The following is a 17,942-nucleotide window of genomic DNA, read 5'->3' as shown; positions in this document are numbered from 1 at the left end:
TAGCGGACGCAAACCGAATTAAATATGAATTGGTCTGCTGAGTTTTTCAGCAGACCCTACTTTAATCAATACTTCAAAGAGCTCCGGCAATCAGCTACATATATAGATAAACTTTTTCAAAAAGGTAAAAATTTGGTTTGCCCTGACAAATTGGATGTTGGGATAAAGTGAAAACTTCATCTGCATAGTTAGCTGTTATCTTTTTCTATTGATTGGAAAGGCAGGCGGAAAGATTACTCATCGTGAATCCATTCCATCAGACTAATCATTCTCCCATAAGCTCTCAACTGCATTCTTCGCGTTGGTAGCAAAAGTCTGCATTTTCAGGAACGATTCTTCTCCTAATTTTTCCCGTCCCAGCTCATTATCGAAAGAGGCCACAGGGAGCAGTTCAAAAAAGGATGGAGTATCCTTGTCTTTCATCAGCTTGTTGACCCAGACAAGGGAGTATGAACAGGAATTTATCTTAACAGGGTTATTCCCATCTTTGCTGATGTCTATTTTTACCATCATCCCACCTGTTGTATTTACAGGTTTCATGGCTGAAATCAGGTTTCCCATCGAGTATACGATTATATTCCTGATTCCTTCCCCGTCTTTTTGTATGTCTATAGGCTGCACTACATGCGGATGTCCGCCAATAACCAGACGTACCCCGTTACTGACAAGAAAATCGGCAAGCTCTTTTTGTTCCTTGTTATGTTTTAGTACATATTCTATGCCCCAATGCATATTGGCTATAATAATATCGGCTTTCATTATCTTGGCCAGTTCTATGTCTTTCAGTATCTGTTTTTTGTCGATATAATTAACTATATTGGGCTTCGTAACGCTATATCCGTTTGTATCATAGGTGTAGTTTAGCATAGCGATACGGATGCCGTTCTTTATCATCATCAGGGGATAATACAAGTCCCGCTTTTCCCCGTTGGTGAAAACACCTGTGTGCTTTACCTTCATAGAATCCAGTACCGTGATGGTGCGCTCCAATCCCTTCTTCCCTTTGTCCAGAATATGGTTGTTCGACAACAGGAATATATCGAATCCGGCATCTTTCAGCGCGCATGCGTATTTATCTGGGGAACCGAAGCGGGGGTATCCGGTGTATCCCTCACCTGGCAAGGTGGTTTCCAGATTGACAACTGCTATATCCGCCTGTTTGATTTCATCTGCTACAAACCGGAAGTACGGAGAGTAGTCGTAGCCTTCATTTGTCTTCGCTGCATCGAGCTGTCCCTTGTGCTGCATGGCATCTCCGGCAAAAAGGAAACTGACTTTCTGTTCTTGCGCGATAACAGTGCAGGTAAAGAATGTTGCGGCAAGAAGCGTGTAGTGTTTTTTCATTTATATAAGAATCGGTTATTATCTTCTCCAGAAAGCGGGCATAAACAAAGAAAGTACTGTAAACAGTTCCAGGCGGCCTGTGAGCATCAGAAAGCAAAGGTACCATTTGGAAACTGTAGGCACATCGGAAAAATGCCCGTTAGTGCCGATTTCAGCCAGGCCTCCGCCGACATTTCCTATACAGGAAATAGCCGCGCCCAGGGAGTTCTCAAATTCCATCCCCGACAAAGACAGGAGCAGGCAGCTGATAATAAGTATTCCCAGATAAAGGAATATGAAAGCCAGTACTTTTGTGACAATGTCCATGGTAATCACCCGGTCATTGAGACGAATAGGAAGTATGGCGTTCGGGTGTACCTGCCGTTTAAATTCATTGATCGAATTTTTGAAAAGTATAATGATACGCACGATCTTAATACCGCCCGCCGTAGACCCGGCACACGCTCCGAAAAGCATGAAGATGACAACCACGAACTGATAGAACGCACCCCAATTCATAAAGTTTTCTGTCGAAAAACAAGTCGTTGTCAGCATGGAAACGACCTGAAACAGTGATGTGCGGAATGTTCTTTCCACGCCTTCTATCTTTCCCGAAGAATATAGCCCGACAGCGATAATGGATACGAAGATAATAATGATAAGGACGTACCATTTAAACTCTTCGTTCCTGAGGAGTTTTTTAGGATCGCCTTTCATGAAGAAGTAGATAAGAGGGAAGTTAATGCCGCCTATGAACATGAATATCGTAATAACATACTCTATATAAGCAGAATCCCAGTAAGCGATACTATTTTGCTTGGTTGAGAATCCGGCAGTGGAAATGGTGGTGAAAGCGTGGCAGACAGAGTCGAATATATTCATCGGGCCCAGCCACAACAATAGGATAAGTATGCCGGTGAGAAATATATAAACTACCCAGAGCCGTTTGGCTATCTGTGAAATGCGCGGGCGGAAACGGTCATATCCGATCCCTGTGACCTCGGCATCGTACAGTACGGAGGCATTCCCTCCCATGGGCAAAATAGTGGCAACGAACACGACGATACCGAGTCCTCCCATCCATTGGGTTATACTCCTCCAGAAAAGCAGGCCTTTGGGCATGCTCTCTATATCGGTCAGTATGGTCGCTCCTGTAGCGGTAAAGCCGGATATTGTTTCAAAATAGGCGTTGCTGATGCTTGGTATCGAGCCGCTGAAATAGAATGGCAGCATACCAAAGGCGGAAAGGATTATCCACGACATGGCCACCATCAGAAAGCTTTCGCGTTTACCTATCGGCTTTACATAATCCTCGGTTCCGGACAGACGCAGGAACACACCTGCAAAGAAAGTTATCGTAGAGCTTATCAAGATCGCATCACCGGCTATTTCATGCGAATAGTACGAAACAACAGTCGCGGCCATCATAAACAGAGATTCTATGATGAGTAAAAAGCCGATAGTTTTTAATACAAAACGATAATTGAAATTGCTCATTCGTAATCGGTTAATGGAACAGCTTCTCCGCTTCGCGCAGTGAGTCGTCGAGACAAAGAACTACTACATGGTCGTAAGGCTCAATCATGGTTTCCCCGTCGATCATCATTGGTTCCCCATTGCGTATCAGGCCTCCCAAGGTCACATTTTTCGGTAATATTATATTTTTTACTTCTTTCTTGGTTATCCGGGAATTGGGGCGGGCTATTATTTCCGCTACATCGGCATTAGCCACGGTCAGCGACTTTACGTTGGATACGTCTGCGCTGAGCAGGAAACGGTAGATATTGCTTACCGTAATAAGCTTCTTATTGATGATACTGCCTATATCCAGATTTTCAGCCATTGAGATATAATCCATATTCTCTATTTCGGCCACCGTTTTTCTTACGCCGAAACGCTTGGCTGCCATACAGGCCAGTATATTGGCTTCAGAGTTTCCGGTAACGGCAATGAAGGCGTCTATATCCTTTATGCCTTCCTGCAGCAGGAATTCGGCATTGCGCCCGTCGCTATGGTAGACGGTTACATTCTTCGGCAGTTTTTCCAGTAACTGATAGGATTTTTCCTTATCTGATTCCAGCAGCTTTATATTAGTGGAGTCGGGCAAATATTGGCAGGTACGGATAGCGATGCGGCTGCCGCCCATTATCATCACGTTTTTTACATCAAAAGTCGCTTTACCCGCGATTTTGGGCAAATCGCCTATATTGTCTTTGGTGACGGTAAAAAAGACAATGTCTCCGGCCAGTACCTGGTCACTGCCTTTGGGTATGATGGTTATATTCTTTCGTTTGATGGCGACGATATGAAATATCTTATCTTCCTGTCCCAATTCATAAAGATGTTTGTTTACAAGTTCGGAATTCTCCCGTACTTTAATTCCGGCCAGAATGATGTTGCCGTCGCAGAGTTCTATCCACTGGCGCACCCACGGACGCTTCAGGGCTGAAACAATTTCTTTGGCCGCCAGCATTTCGGGATAAACCATCGAGTTTATTCCCAGCTTACCAAAGAACTCTTTGTTTTTTGGTAAAAGGTACTCGTAATTATCTATCCGGGCGAAAGTTTTCTTTGCCCCCATATTCGAGGCCAACATACACGCTGTTATATTGACAGACTCATCAGGGGTAACCGCTATGAACAGATCAGCTTCTTCAATATCCACTTCGGTCAGGTCTTTCAGTGATGTGCATGACCCGGCCATAGTCATCATCTCCAGGTTCGTATTTGAAAAATTGAGCTTGTTTTTATCAGTATCCATCAAGACGATATCCTGATTTTCCACTGATAATAGTTTTGCCAGATGTGTGCCTACTGCTCCTGCTCCTGCGATTACAATTCTCATAGACATATTATCTATTTAAGGTCTCAAACCTATTCATTACTTTTTTATCTATAACACCAAGAGTTGGTTGTAATAAAAAAAATTGCATTAAATACTTTCTCTTACTTGTATATATTCTCATGTTGCTGAGGTACGACATTATACCGGATCAATGTTTCCTGCATACGTTTTGCCAGTCCCGGGGCATCTATTTCACAAAGCTTATTCAACTCTTTTATAGAACCATGAGTAACAAACTCGTCCGGTAAGCCTACACGGGTAACATTTATATTATGATAATTATTTTCTGAGAAATATTCAAGTACGGCACTGCCCAATCCCCCGTTTTCGACCCCATTCTCAATGGTCATAACATTTTCGAAATTCTCGGCTACTTCTTTCAGTAATGCCTTGTCTATTGGTTTCAGGAATATCATGTCGTAATGGGCAATGGAATATCCCTCACTTTCTATTGCGGCTATCGCCTCCCGGGCGGCATTTCCGATAGGGCCTATTGTGAGTACGGCCAGATCCTTACCGTTTTTCAGCTTTCGTCCTTTACCGATTTCGAGTTTCTCCATTTTACATTCCCAATCACATAGTACGCCCTGCCCCCTGGGATAACGGATAACAAATGGCCCGTCATGTCCATAAGCGGCAGTAAACATCAGGTGGCGGAGATAATGCTCATTGTATGGTGAGGCGATTACCAGATTCGGAATACAACGCATATATGCGAGGTCGAATGCTCCGTGGTGAGTAGGCCCGTCTTCGCCGACCAGCCCGGCCCTGTCGAGACACATTACTATATGCAGGTTCTGTAAGGCTACGTCATGTATCACCTGGTCGTAGGCCCGCTGCATAAAAGATGAATATATGTTACAAAATGGCAGAAGCCCTTCTTTTGCCAGTCCGGCCGAATAAGTTACGGCATGTGCTTCGGCAATGCCCACATCGAAGGCCCTGTCAGGGAATTCCTTCATCATGTATGTCATGGACGAACCTGTTGGCATGGCAGGAGTAATACCTACTATTTTTTCATCCTGCTGTGCCAGTTCGACAAGAGTATGCCCGAAAACATCCTGGAATAGTTGAGGCTGGTCTTTCGATTTTACAACAATCCGCTCTCCGGTCTCTTTATCGAACTTACCGGGCGCATGCCATACTGTAGCGGATACTTCCGCCGGTTTGAACCCCTTACCTTTCACAGTATGTATATGCAACATCTTTGGTCCTTTGAGATCTTTGATGTTCTGTAAAATGCGTACCAAACCACGCAGGTCGTGTCCGTCCACGGGGCCAAAATAACGGATGTTAAATCCTTCGAAAAGGTTATGCTGCTTGGTCAGTAGAGACTTAAGGCTATTGTTGAAACGGAGGATAAAGTTTTTACCTTTTTCCGTGATCAGGTTTCCTTTCTTAAACTTCTGATAAACATCGTTCCTCACACGGTTATAAGTCGGGGAAGTTGTCATTTTTACCAGATAATCTCGTATTCCGCCCACATTGTCGTCGATCGCCATATCATTATCGTTAAGGATAATAAGTATATCGTTAGGCTGGGAATTTGCATTGTTCAGTGCCTCAAAAGCCAGTCCTCCCGTCATGGAGCCATCACCGATGACTGCCACCACATGTCTGTCTTCCTTTTTCAGGGCCGAAGCCACAGCCATACCTAATGCCGCCGAAATGGAATTGGACGCGTGTCCGGCAATGAAAGCATCGTATTCACTTTCTTTCGGATTGGGAAATCCGGCCAGGCCACCAAACTGGCGGTTGGTATGGAATCTGTCTTTTCTTCCTGTGAGTATTTTATGGCTATATGCCTGATGTCCTACATCCCAGACGATGCGGTCGTATGGGGTATTGTACACATAGTGAAGGGCAACGGTTAACTCTACTGTACCCAGGCTGGAACCGAAGTGCCCCGGATTATTGCTTAACTGGTCGATAATAAAGGTCCTTAAATCTGAACAAAGAGTTTCCAGCTCTTCTATGCTCAGGTTTTTCATGTCGGAAGGATAATTTATCTTCTCTAGTATTGATATATCGTTTTGTTCACTCATAATCGTTTTCTTCAAATATAGAACCGCCTCTTTGAGGGTATAATAAACAGGCAAATATATAAAACAAAAAGCACTTATATATTAAGTTGGGCGTAATTTAACCTGTTGAGCCAGACACTTTTTATATATCAATATAAAAGTATGAGTTCAGCCAGAGTATTTTAAAGATAATTTATTTTGTAATGATGTGAATAGTTAATTTAATTAACTCTATACTTATTAAATTTTCAGCGATAAACAAACCCTTTGGGAAATACCACACCTATCAATCCCTATTTATGGTTATAATTAAATAAAATTATCATTATTTCTTGCGATTGCCAGCCTGAGCAATAATCAGGACCTTTGCCATCGGTTATTTTTATCTATTCACACATATACAAAATATATAATAATATGAGAAAAATCATTTTTCTAAACCTATTACTTATTCTCAATATATCTCTAGCTGTTGCACAGACGATAAAAGGGAGAGTGATCGATGACAAAGGACAGCCTCTGGCTTCGGCTACTGTTGTTATTAAGGAACTGCAAAAAGGAGTATCCACTGATAATGAAGGTAAATTCAGATTTGTACGTTTACCGAAGAGAGAACTGACTATAGAAGTGAGTTTTGTGGGTTACAACAATAATACTAAAAAAGTAAATCTGTCGGATAACAACGAAGTGCATCTGCATTTTGATATGGTTCCAAATGCTAATCTAAGTGAGGTGGAAGTATTCGGGGAGCGTTATAAACAACCCGAAAAACTGGATGCGATTACCCGTATGCCGCTTCGTCCGAGCGAACAGATACAAAGTATCTCGGTTATTTCCGATAAGGTGATAGCGGAACAGGGTGCTTTGACCGTGACCGAGGCAATACGGAATGTTCCGGGTGTTATTCTTTTCGGCTCATACGGAGGAGTAAAAGAAAGTTTTTCCAGCAGAGGTTTTCGAGGTATTCCGGTTTTGAAAAACGGGGTCAGAACAGATTCTCAGCTTCAGACGGCATCGATCCTTACCGATATGCAAGGTGTAGAAAGTATTCAGATGATAAAAGGCTCTGCAGCGATTACACAAGGGGTGATTACCGATATAGGAAATGCAGGAGGTGTGATCAATGTTGTAACGAAGACTCCTAAGTTTATAAATGGAGGAGAGGTTGGTGTGCGTGCAGGTAGTTGGGGGCAGTTTCGCCCTACATTCGATGTACAGTCTGTACTCGATAAAGGGAAAACTGTTGCTTTCAGGTTAAATGGCGCTTATGAGCGTTCGGACAACTATCGCCCAATCGTTTCTTTGAACAAGGTCTACATCAATCCATCTTTGGAATGGAGACCCGATGAAAAAACGACAGTAACTCTCGAAATGGATTATATGAATGATGACAGAACTCCGGTTTCTAGTGCAATAAATCTCGCCGATGGCGGTACAGAAGCGATGTATGAGATACCTCACGATAAGTTCCTTGGTACCAAAGCAGATAATATAAACACAAAAACGCTTACATATGCAGCCCGCATAACACGCCAGATTGCAGACAAAGTAAGCGTTAGAGCTGCTTATTTCGGATCTTCTTACAAATTTGATAATTTGAATACGTCTATTGGAACAAGAGCTATTAAGGATGATTATAATGTGAGAGGTAGATCATTGACAAGAAATATGAGGGATGACAAGAATTCAACATTCCAGCTCGACCTGGTCGGTAAAGACATTTATACAGGAAGTGTGAAACATACATTCCAGCTAGGATTCGACTACAGGACAGCGGATGTATCCACCACCAGCTTTTCGTCTTATTCGTTAGGAAATATAGATATTGTAAATTCTCCTTCTATACCGAATGACGTAAGTCAGGACTCCATCATAAAATATATAAAACCAAACACGCCGGTTGATACATACTATTCTACATATGGCATTATGGCTCAGGAGGTAATGACTATTAATGAGTATTTAAAAGCGATATTGGGACTTCGCTATAGTTCCATTTCTACGAATAATACAGGTGGAGGTGTAACTACAGAAGATGCATGGAATCCGATGGTAGGAGTAATGGTTACTCCTTTAAAAAACATGAATATATTCGGTTCGTATACAACTAGTACCAATCTTAGGAATGCTGCAAACATCCTGGAAGACAGGGTAACCCTTGCAGGCCCTGCTACAACAAAACAATGGGAGTTCGGTATTAAATCAGACTGGCTTAATGAAAGATTGCGCTTCAACTTTACATATTTCGACATACTTACCGACAACCTCACTAACTCGGAATACGTATATAATGAAGGAACAGGAACTCAGGAAACGACAGGCTACTATTACAAAGCAGGAGACCTGAAGAGAAACGGGGTAGAAGTGGAATTAAGCGGACGTATACTGACCAATTTGCAGGTGATGCTGGGGTATTCATACACGAATGCCAAATACAAGAACAGTCCTTCATATGAAGAAGGGTCTGCACCTATAAATGCAGCTAAGCATACAGCAAACGGATGGGTATATTATACTTTGGATAGAAGTCCGCTGAAAGGTTTATCCATTGGTCTTGGCGCCTACTATGTAGGCAAGCGTCCTGTGGATGACTTCTCGCTGAAACCAAATGGACATGAAGGCACACTTACCGGGACAAAACCCTTTGATATGCCTGCCTATACAACCGTGAACGCTCAACTAGCTTATACTTACGGCAAGGTGACTACCCGTGTATTCTTCAACAATATATTCGATGAAGTAGGATATAATTCATACTACCGTGGCGGTTATATAAATCAAATCGACCCGCGCAATTTTGCGGCAGTAGTATCGTACCGTTTCTAGAGCGAATCACTATTTATGATTACGGGACAATGAGAAAATCATTATTTATTGGGATTGCAGGTTATTATAATTACCCCGAAATTTGCAGAGATGATAGTTGATTTAATCTGCCTCAATTCTCAAAAAGATATAGATTAAAGAATTACTTAACTTTGATGATAGTTGTTCCGATGAATTGTTTGATAGTCAATCCATCGGAACTTTCTTTTAGAATACAGAAATACATTTATGCGGAAATTTCTTAAACAGCTACACAAATGGCTCTCTATTCCTGTCGGAATTATCATTGTAATCGTTTGCCTTACAGGAGCAATACTTGTCTTTCAGGATGAAATACTCCAACTGGCCAATCCATCCCACTATTTTGTAAAAGAGGTTAAAGGCAGTCCGATACCGTTGGATGAACTGATACCGTTGGTAAATGCTCAACTGGACAGCAATACTGTTGCCAGTGTGCAGATACAGGATAATCCGGAACGTACTTATGCGATGACCCTCAAAGAAGGCTTCCGCATATCGGCGTTTGTAAACCAATATACAGGAGAAGTAACCGGAATGTATAAATTCAGGGAAAGCCCCTTCTTTACTATTATGTCACTTCACCGCTGGCTATTGGACGGGGGGCGTACATGGGGAAAATATACAGTAGGTATCTCAACTTTGATATTCGTATTTATTCTTATCAGTGGTTTTATAGTATGGATGCCCCGCAGACTGAATAAGAGCCGTTTCAAGATTCAATTTCGTAAAGGAGGGAAGCGTCTATGGTACGATCTGCATAACGTGCTGGGAGCATATGCCTGTCTTGTGTTGCTGATCTGCGCATTTACAGGGATGATGTGGTCTTTCGAGTGGTACAGGAACGGAGTATTTAAGTTGTTCGGAGTAGAAGCGCCTAAGGAATCCGGACATGGGGGAGGAAACCGCGGAGGCGGAGGAAGAGGTAAGGAAGGGAAAAAAGAAGAACTGAATATTGCAAACTGGCAAACAGTATATAATACCCTGAAAACGGCAAATCCGGACAATGAATACATCCGGGTGCAGGATAAATCGGCTACAGTACATCTGAAGTCATCCCTGACTTCGAGGGCTACAGATAAGTATGACTTTGATAAAAACACGGGAGAGATAACAAAAATCACCCTGTTTAAAGATCAGGAGGGAACAACTAAGGTGTGGGCATGGGTATATAGTTTACATGTAGGGAATTACTGGGGTATCTGGTCGAAAATATTTACCTGTTTTTTCTCCCTTGTGGGCGCAAGTCTACCCATTACAGGCTATTACATCTTTTTTGCCAAGAGAAGGGAGAGGGCAAAAGTAAGGGCGAGGAAAGAACGCCGCAAAAGTTAATTAACGTTTGAGCGTTATCTCGCGGGTAAAAAATATTACCTTTGTGTCTGACCTATTAATCAAAAACAATAAAGTCAGAACCCATGATTAACGAACAACAAAAATTGTATCTGAAAGGTACGGTGATACTACTCCTGTTTATGGTATCATCTACAAGTTTTAAAGCACAGCAGTTTACTAACTTATGGACAGGGTTACGCCAGCCCCAGCCACAATCGGAACTGCCGGAAGGTAATGCTCCTTTTCAGGATGCAAAAAGAATTGAAAAACAAAACTTACCTGCAAAACTTACCTCTACACAAGAGGGAGAATGGATCATCTCTCAGGGCTGGGAAATGACTGACGGAGCAACAGTAATTGAATCCGGAAAGTCAATATTCGATCCGCAACTGAATACGGCAACATGGTATAATGCCACTGTTCCCGGTACAGTCCTTACTACACTGGTAAATCAGGGAGTTTATCCCGATCCGTTTTTCGGACTGAATAATATGAATATCCCCGATTCGCTGAGCCGCACCGATTGGTGGTACAGGTGTAAATTTAATGTCCCGCAGGATATTGCCGGCAAGCAACTGCAATTACTCTTTAATGGTATAAATTACCGGGCAGAAATATATCTGAACGGAAAAAGGCTGGGTAGTATAAAAGGGGCCTTTATCCGGGGAAAGTTCGATGTGACAGGTGTTGTAAACCTAGATTCGGAAAATATACTGGCCGTCCATATCCTGCCTCCCAATAATCCGGGAATACCTCACGAACAATCAATGATCGCCGGGCAGGGCTTGAACGGAGGAGTGCTGAGTACCGACGGGCCAACGTTCATATCTTCTATAGGCTGGGACTGGATTCCGGGTATTCGCGACCGTAATACAGGTATCTGGCAGGATGTAAGACTCAGGTCGAGTGGTGACGTATTGATCGGTGATCCTTTGGTGACAACAGATATTCTCTTACCCGACACTACTCAGGCGAAAATAACTATCCGTACTAATATCCGTAATATAAGTGCAAATGCTATAAACGGGACACTTTCTGCAAAAATAGAGAATATGAATATCGATATACCTTATTCGCTGAAAGCTAATGAGGAAAAAATATTGGTTTTCAGTCCCGAGGAGCATAAGGAATTAAATATAAAGAATCCCCGCCTGTGGTGGCCAAACGGTTACGGCAATCCGGAGTTATATGACCTGGAACTAACCGTCCGGACAAATAGCAGTATCTCGGACACGAAGAAAGTACGCTTCGGTATCCGTGAGATGTCATATGAACTGATGGTGAGTGATAATAATCAGAATAAAAGGGTACTTTATACGCCTAACTCAACGACAAATAAAGGAAACCCCGTATTCGATTATGAAAAAAGGGCTTTCTTTACCAAAGATAATCAACTGCCTGCAATTGCCAAAGGTGCAGATATATCAGGATTGGAAACATTATCTGCCGACGATTCTGTCGGACCTTTCCTTGCAATCAGGGTAAACGGAGTGAGGATATTCTGTCGTGGCGGCAACTGGGGTATGGACGATGGTATGAAAAGGGTGTCGAGAGAACGGATTGAACCGTATGTACGTTTGCATCGCGATGCCAATTTCAATATTATCCGCAACTGGACGGGTGAATCGACCGAAGAAGTATTTTATAGTCTTTGTGACGAATACGGCATGTTGGTTTGGAACGATTTCTGGATTACTACAGATGATACGGTAGAGCCAAGCGACTTCGACCTGTTTGTTAAGAATGCTACTGATGTAGTACGCCGTTACCGCAATCATCCGTCTATAGCTATCTGGTGTCCCCGCAATGAAGGTTTTGCCCCGGAAGGAATGAGCGAAATGCTAACAAAAATGGTCGCGCAAGAAGACCCTACCCGCCATTATCATGGTCAATCCCGTTTTCTGAATATGGGAACAAGCGGTCCGTGGGGATACTTTAAAGATCCGTCGCTATACTATACCCAAAATGCAAAAGGTTTCAATACCGAGATGGGAAGTTATGCTATCCCTACGGCGAATACTATCCGCAAATTCATCGCCCCTGAAGATCAATGGCCGATAAATGATGTATGGGCATATCACGATTTACATCACACATCCCAGAATTTCGGGGACTTTATGAATGCGGTCAACCGTTACGGAAAACCCGATAGTATGGAGGATTTTGTCCGCAAATCACAATTTATAACATACGATGCATGGCGCAATATGCTCGAAGCATGGAATAGCAAGATGTGGGACAATACTACAGGCCTTATACTGTGGATGAGCCACCCGGCGTGGCCGAGCATGATCTGGCAGACATACACTTACGATTATGAAACACCTGGGTCATATTTCGGGGCGAAGAAAGCCTGTGAGCCGGTACATATACAGATGAATTTGCCGGATAACGATGTAATGGTTATTAATACGACATTGCATGATTACAGATCAGTGACGGCCAGCATCAAATATATAAGCCTGCAAGGTAAAGAGTTGTATAAGAAAGATATAAAGTTGGACGCTAAGGCAAATTCAGCTACTAAATGCTTTGTCCCTGCAAACGTGAATAGTTTGCCTAAACTGTATCTGACACGCCTGGAGTTGAAAGATATAAAAGGCAAAACGATATCGACAAATGACTATTGGATGACTGACGGAAGCATTGACTCATACAGGAATATGAATACACTATCTCCTGTGGACGTGGTTGTAAAGACTATAAACACAAAAGGTAGAACATTGGTGGAGGTATCAAATCCTTCAAAAACGTTAGCTGCCGCCCTGAAATTGAATGCAGTGGATAAAAATACAAACGAAATACTTCTCCCTGCCTATTTCTCCGATGGCTATATCAATTTATTACCGGGGGAAAAAAGAGTTGTAGAATTGACCCTGCCCCAACAGCTTACTAATAACTATAAGGTGGTAGCTGAAGGATATAATGCAAAGAGTAAGTAAAAGATAAGGATTCCGGAATAAAAGATAAAGCTGCATTTGCGTCATGCAAATGCGGCTTTATTTATAACTGGACGTTCAGCATATTTACAAACCGGCAGTTGATTATAGCTTCAACTCCCGATCCGTATTGGTTATAACAAAAAAGAAACCGCCTTGATATATCAAAGCGGCTTTCCCTGTATTTTAGGCAATAATTATTTTACTTCAAACTCTTGTTTCATATCTATTTCTTCTTTGTTCTCATCATAAAAATGATATTCGAGAAGAGCCAGATTCTGGTTCGGTAATATTTTTATTCCCATGCTATATCTCCATTTCCACTGCCATTTGAGGGAAATAAGACCTTGATTGATAAACGCTGCAACGTATGGATGTACGTGCAAGGTAAATTTCTTCACTTTCAGATCTTTTACAAGATAACTGATTTTCATACGCAAGGTGTCTGTGAATAATATGGATGGCCTTATTTCTCCCTTACCGAAACAGTTAGGACAAATTTCGGTTGTGGTAATTTCCATTTCAGGGCGAACGCGCTGCCTTGTGATTTGCATCAACCCAAATTTGCTTAGAGGCAAAATGTTATGCTTGGCGCGGTCGTTAGACATTAATTCCTGCATTCTTGTTATCAGTTGACTGCGGTGCTCGCCTTCAGTCATATCTATAAAGTCGATTACGATTATGCCCCCCATGTCTCGTAATCTTAGCTGTCTGGTTATTTCTTCTGCTGCCGCGGAATTCACTTCCCAGGCGTTATTTTCTTGTCCGGCTTCCGGGTTCTTTGACCTGTTTCCGCTATTCACGTCTATTACGTGCAATGCTTCTGTGTGTTCTATAATCAGATATGCTCCGTTTCGGAACGTTACCGTTTTTCCGAAAAGAGCCTTTATTTGTTTTGTAACGCCGAAGTTGTCGAATATGGTGAGGTCACCGTCATATTGTTTTACAATGTTCTTCTTCTCAGGCGCAATGAATGAAATATAATCTTTTATCTGATTACATGTATCAGGCTCATTTACATGTATCTCCTGAAAGCTCGAATTAAATACATCACGCAAAAGGGCAACTATACGTCCTGTTTCTTCAAAGACGAGAGTCGGCAACTTGCTTTTCTGTATTTTGGGAAGATTGTCATCCCATCGCTTTACCAGTGTTTTCAGTTCAGTATCCAGATCGGCTACTTTCTTACCTTCGGCTACAGTTCTTACTATTACGCCGAAGTTTTTAGGCTTTATACTCTGTATCAGCTGACGTAGTCGGGCTCGTTCTTCCTTCGACTTGATTTTTTGTGATACGGAGACTTTATCATTAAAAGGTATAACAACGAGGAAACGTCCGGCCAGGGACAATTCCGATGTAAGGCGGGGGCCTTTTGTCGATATAGGTTCTTTGGCTATTTGTACCAGGATTTCCTGCCCTGGTTTCAGTATGTCACTGATAGAACCATCCTTATCTATGTCATGCTCCAGTTTCATTTTGGAGATGTTCGGGAATTTTTTCTTATCAGCCAGCGCCTGTTTGTAGAACTTATCAACAGATTTGAATTGAGCACCAAGATCTAAATAGTGAAGAAAAGCGTCCTTTTTGTATCCAATGTCTACAAAAGCAGCGTTTAGTCCGGGCATAAGCTTTTTCACTTTGCCGGCATAGATGTTTCCTACCGCGTATGAAGCATCTCTTCCTTCTTTTTGCAGTTCGACAAGCTTTTTGTCTTCAAGTACTGCTATCGAGACTTCATTGGGCTGAACATCGACTACTAGTTCGCTATTCATAACTATAATTTAGAAGTTGAAAATTAGATTTAAATATATCCAGTATTTAAACCTTAAAATAGGTTTGCTTCTTTGTGTAATAGAAGCGGATTGCATATAATACACAAAGAACAAACTTAAAATTCAACAATTTGTAAGTTTGTTCCTGTATATTTCTGTTAAAGAAAGAAATAAGGCTTATTTTTTCTTCTTATGCCTATTCTTTCTCAGTCTTTTTTTGCGCTTATGCGTAGACATTTTATGTCTTTTTCTTTTCTTTCCGCTTGGCATGTTATTTATATATTTAGTAATTAATAATTTGTATGCGTCTCAATTACTTTCTTACTTGGATTACGAAAGTTTTGGCAGGTTTGAATGCCGGAATTGAATGTGCTGGTATGATAATAGTCGTGTTTTTAGAAATGTTACGAGCCGTTTTTTGAGCTCTTGTCTTCACGATGAAACTACCGAAACCTCTTAAATAAACATTTTCATTCTTGCTCAGGGAGTCTTTAACTACGTCCATGAATGATTCAACTGTTTTCAATACAGTCGCTTTGTCTATGCCTGTATTTTTCGCAATCTCGTTAACGATGTCAGCTTTTGTCATTTTCTTATTTTTTTTAGATTCAAAACAATTAATTTTTTGGACTGCAAATATATAGCTTTTTATTTACCTTTGAAACAAATAACGGCCATTTTTTCTAAATAATGCAGAAATTAACTTTCGGTGACCGGGGATTTCTGTCTGTTGTAAATAATTGTAAATGAGTAAAGAAAAAGATTTAAGATTAAGTTCTATATTAATAAGGTGGTATAATGATAATAAACGGGAGTTACCTTGGCGCGATACAACAGACCCTTATTTTATCTGGATTTCAGAAATAATATTGCAGCAAACGCGAGTAGATCAAGGATATACGTATTTTAACCGGTTTGTGAAAAGATTCCCTTCCGTAGGTTTGTTGGCACAGGCCGAAGAAGATGAGGTTTTGAAGCTTTGGCAGGGTCTGGGCTATTACAGCCGCGCGCGTAATCTTCATGCAGCCGCAAAAATGATATTGGAGAAATATAATGGAGCCTTTCCTCGTGATTATGAAGGTGTTTTGAGTCTGAGAGGGGTGGGGGGATATACTGCTGCCGCGATAGTGTCGTTTGCCTATAATCAGCCATATGCGGTTGTCGATGGTAATGTGTTCAGGGTGTTGTCGCGTATATTTGCTATTGAAGAGCCTATAGATAGCACAAAGGGTAAGAAGCTGTTCTCTCAGCTCGCACAGGAATTGCTTGATGATAAAAGGCCAGGTCTGCATAATCAGGCTATTATGGAGTTTGGGGCCTTGCAGTGTGTACCTGCGTCACCCCATTGTGGAGATTGCCCGGCTTCGGTGATGTGTCTTGCATATGCGCAAGGCAGGGTAGGAGTATTTCCGGTAAAAGAAGGAAAACAAAAGGTGCGTGCCCGTTATTTTCATTATTTCGATATCCGCTTCGGCGACGGTTATATGCTTTTGCATAAGCGTACGGCAAAAGATATCTGGCAGGGTCTGTATGAGTTGCCATTGGTGGAAACCGGAGACGCTTTACCGATAGAGGAACTCCGGCAAGCGGATGGTTTCAAAAAACTGTTTAAAGATAATGATGGTGCATATATTATAGAATATGTGTTGCAGATGAAGCATATCCTTTCTCATCAGGCTATATATGCGACATTTTATCAGGTCACCGTGCAGACCGTATCGATGCCCGGCGAATATTTAAAGGTGAGGATTGAAGATGTGGACGAATATCCCGTATCGCGTTTGGTGCATAAATATTTTGAAAAAATGTAACTATTAGGCTTTGCTATTTGCATAAGCCACAAAACACTATAACTTTGTACGAAACATAAACAAACATCGAAACATGGATAAGATATCTTTAATTGTGCCTTGCTATAATGAAGAACAAGCTCTTCCCTTCCTATATAAAGAACTAGTGAAACTGACAGCAGAGATGTCTGAGCAGGAGTTTGAGTTTATTTTTATCAATGACGGTTCCAAGGATAAGACATTGGAATTGGTGAAAGGATTAAAGAAATCGGACGACAGGGTTCATTATGTGTCTTTTTCCCGGAATTTTGGTAAAGAAGCGGGTATATATGCAGGCTTGAAGGCTGCCACAGGGAACTATATTTCCTTGATAGATGCCGATTTGCAAGATCCGCCTTCTCTGGTGAGGGAAATGTATGAGAGCCTTAAAACGGAAAATTACGACTGTGTGGCGACGAGGCGTGTAGACAGGAAAGGAGAGCCTGTTATGCGCTCATTCTTTGCGAAACAATTTTATAAACTTATAAATAAAATATCGGATACGGAGGTGGTCGACGGAGCGCGGGATTTCAGGTTGATGACGCGCCAGATGGTTGATGCTATATTGGAAATGAGTGAGTACAACCGTTTTTCAAAGGGCATTTTCGGATGGGTCGGCTTCAATACCAAGTGGATCGCCTTCGAGAATATCGAACGCGTTGCCGGGCAGACTAAATGGTCGTTTATCGGATTGTTCCTTTATTCATTAGAGGGGATAATCGCATTCTCTACACGTCCGTTGCTTATTGCTTCCCTGTTTGGTATTTTGTTTTGCCTCATTGCATTTGTTATGATCTGTGTTATTATCTTCAAAACATTGGTGTTTGGCGATGATGTGCAAGGGTATCCGTCTACTATGTGTGTGATCTTCTTTATAGGCGGGATTCAGTTGTTCTGTCTTGGTATTTTGGGGCAATACCTTTCCAAAACCTATCTTGAGACAAAGAAACGTCCGATTTATATAGTGAAGGAAACAGCATAAAAGGTTGTTTTGCAATCTTTAGTTGTCAAATTTGAATAATTTGGCATAT

Annotated in this window: 11 protein-coding genes; 5 read left to right on the top strand and 6 right to left on the bottom strand. The window is 41.8% G+C overall.

What is annotated here, in order from left to right; all coding sequences use genetic code 11:
• Positions 1 to 261: 261 nt before the first annotated feature.
• From ACFO6W_RS22435 to dxs, 4 genes are all read right to left on the bottom strand, one after another.
• Positions 262 to 1,344 carry a CapA family protein gene (locus ACFO6W_RS22435; protein ID WP_380000695.1) on the bottom strand — a complete coding sequence of 361 codons (1,083 nt, stop codon included), beginning with the start codon at positions 1,342 to 1,344 and terminating at the stop codon, positions 262 to 264.
• Between the two features lie 18 nt (positions 1,345 to 1,362).
• A complete protein-coding gene (locus tag ACFO6W_RS22430; RefSeq protein WP_380000693.1) occupies positions 1,363 to 2,820 on the bottom strand; it encodes a TrkH family potassium uptake protein in 1,458 nt (485 codons plus the stop codon).
• A gap of 10 nt (positions 2,821 to 2,830) precedes the next feature.
• The gene (gene trkA / locus ACFO6W_RS22425) at positions 2,831 to 4,168 is read right to left on the bottom strand and encodes a Trk system potassium transporter TrkA (RefSeq protein ID WP_380000691.1); all 1,338 of its coding nucleotides are present in this window, start codon (positions 4,166 to 4,168) and stop codon (positions 2,831 to 2,833) included.
• Positions 4,169 to 4,269: 101 nt separating this feature from the next.
• A complete protein-coding gene (gene dxs, locus ACFO6W_RS22420; protein WP_380000688.1) occupies positions 4,270 to 6,213 on the bottom strand; it encodes a 1-deoxy-D-xylulose-5-phosphate synthase in 1,944 nt (647 codons plus the stop codon).
• Between the two features lie 396 nt (positions 6,214 to 6,609).
• Between dxs and ACFO6W_RS22415 the strand changes: the two genes are divergently transcribed.
• From ACFO6W_RS22415 to ACFO6W_RS22405, 3 genes are all read left to right on the top strand, one after another.
• Positions 6,610 to 9,018, top strand: coding sequence for a TonB-dependent siderophore receptor (locus ACFO6W_RS22415; protein ID WP_380000685.1), 2,409 nt, complete (start codon positions 6,610 to 6,612; stop codon positions 9,016 to 9,018).
• A gap of 228 nt (positions 9,019 to 9,246) precedes the next feature.
• Positions 9,247 to 10,371, top strand: coding sequence for a PepSY-associated TM helix domain-containing protein (locus ACFO6W_RS22410; protein ID WP_380000683.1), 1,125 nt, complete (start codon positions 9,247 to 9,249; stop codon positions 10,369 to 10,371).
• 83 nt (positions 10,372 to 10,454) lie between these two features.
• The gene (locus tag ACFO6W_RS22405) at positions 10,455 to 13,313 is read left to right on the top strand and encodes a glycoside hydrolase family 2 protein (protein ID WP_380000681.1); all 2,859 of its coding nucleotides are present in this window, start codon (positions 10,455 to 10,457) and stop codon (positions 13,311 to 13,313) included.
• Positions 13,314 to 13,507: 194 nt separating this feature from the next.
• On the opposite strand, the gene ACFO6W_RS22400 is transcribed toward ACFO6W_RS22405, so the two are convergent.
• Both ACFO6W_RS22400 and ACFO6W_RS22395 read right to left on the bottom strand, forming a co-directional pair.
• Positions 13,508 to 15,082, bottom strand: a complete 1,575-nt coding sequence (locus tag ACFO6W_RS22400; protein WP_380000679.1) for an Rne/Rng family ribonuclease — start codon at positions 15,080 to 15,082, stop codon at positions 13,508 to 13,510.
• Between the two features lie 313 nt (positions 15,083 to 15,395).
• Positions 15,396 to 15,704 carry an HU family DNA-binding protein gene (locus tag ACFO6W_RS22395; protein ID WP_260397887.1) on the bottom strand — a complete coding sequence of 103 codons (309 nt, stop codon included), beginning with the start codon at positions 15,702 to 15,704 and terminating at the stop codon, positions 15,396 to 15,398.
• A 124-nt stretch (positions 15,705 to 15,828) separates the two neighbouring features.
• Here ACFO6W_RS22395 and mutY point away from each other — a divergent pair, with 124 nt between their 5' ends.
• Complete coding sequence (gene mutY / locus ACFO6W_RS22390) at positions 15,829 to 16,893, top strand: A/G-specific adenine glycosylase (protein ID WP_380000677.1); 1,065 nt, start codon at positions 15,829 to 15,831, stop codon at positions 16,891 to 16,893.
• A gap of 73 nt (positions 16,894 to 16,966) precedes the next feature.
• Positions 16,967 to 17,893, top strand: coding sequence for a glycosyltransferase family 2 protein (locus ACFO6W_RS22385; protein WP_380000675.1), 927 nt, complete (start codon positions 16,967 to 16,969; stop codon positions 17,891 to 17,893).
• The last annotated feature ends 49 nt before the right edge of the window (positions 17,894 to 17,942 follow it).

The sequence above is a fragment of the Dysgonomonas termitidis genome (assembly GCF_042654545.1).
Lineage (GTDB): Bacteria > Bacteroidota > Bacteroidia > Bacteroidales > Dysgonomonadaceae > Dysgonomonas > Dysgonomonas termitidis.
This window is presented reverse-complemented; position numbering and strand designations above follow the sequence as displayed.

What these genes read in the sequence shown, in the direction of transcription:
- ACFO6W_RS22405 (WP_380000681.1), top strand. Translation starts at nt 10,455, where the DNA reads ATGATTAACGAACAACAAAAATTGTATCTGAAAGGTACGGTGATACTA.
- ACFO6W_RS22435 (WP_380000695.1), bottom strand. Translation starts at nt 1,344, where the DNA reads ATGAAAAAACACTACACGCTTCTTGCCGCAACATTCTTTACCTGCACT.
- ACFO6W_RS22415 (WP_380000685.1), top strand. Translation starts at nt 6,610, where the DNA reads ATGAGAAAAATCATTTTTCTAAACCTATTACTTATTCTCAATATATCT.
- mutY (WP_380000677.1), top strand. Translation starts at nt 15,829, where the DNA reads ATGAGTAAAGAAAAAGATTTAAGATTAAGTTCTATATTAATAAGGTGG.
- ACFO6W_RS22385 (WP_380000675.1), top strand. Translation starts at nt 16,967, where the DNA reads ATGGATAAGATATCTTTAATTGTGCCTTGCTATAATGAAGAACAAGCT.
- ACFO6W_RS22400 (WP_380000679.1), bottom strand. Translation starts at nt 15,082, where the DNA reads ATGAATAGCGAACTAGTAGTCGATGTTCAGCCCAATGAAGTCTCGATA.
- dxs (WP_380000688.1), bottom strand. Translation starts at nt 6,213, where the DNA reads ATGAGTGAACAAAACGATATATCAATACTAGAGAAGATAAATTATCCT.
- trkA (WP_380000691.1), bottom strand. Translation starts at nt 4,168, where the DNA reads ATGAGAATTGTAATCGCAGGAGCAGGAGCAGTAGGCACACATCTGGCA.
- ACFO6W_RS22430 (WP_380000693.1), bottom strand. Translation starts at nt 2,820, where the DNA reads ATGAGCAATTTCAATTATCGTTTTGTATTAAAAACTATCGGCTTTTTA.
- ACFO6W_RS22410 (WP_380000683.1), top strand. Translation starts at nt 9,247, where the DNA reads ATGCGGAAATTTCTTAAACAGCTACACAAATGGCTCTCTATTCCTGTC.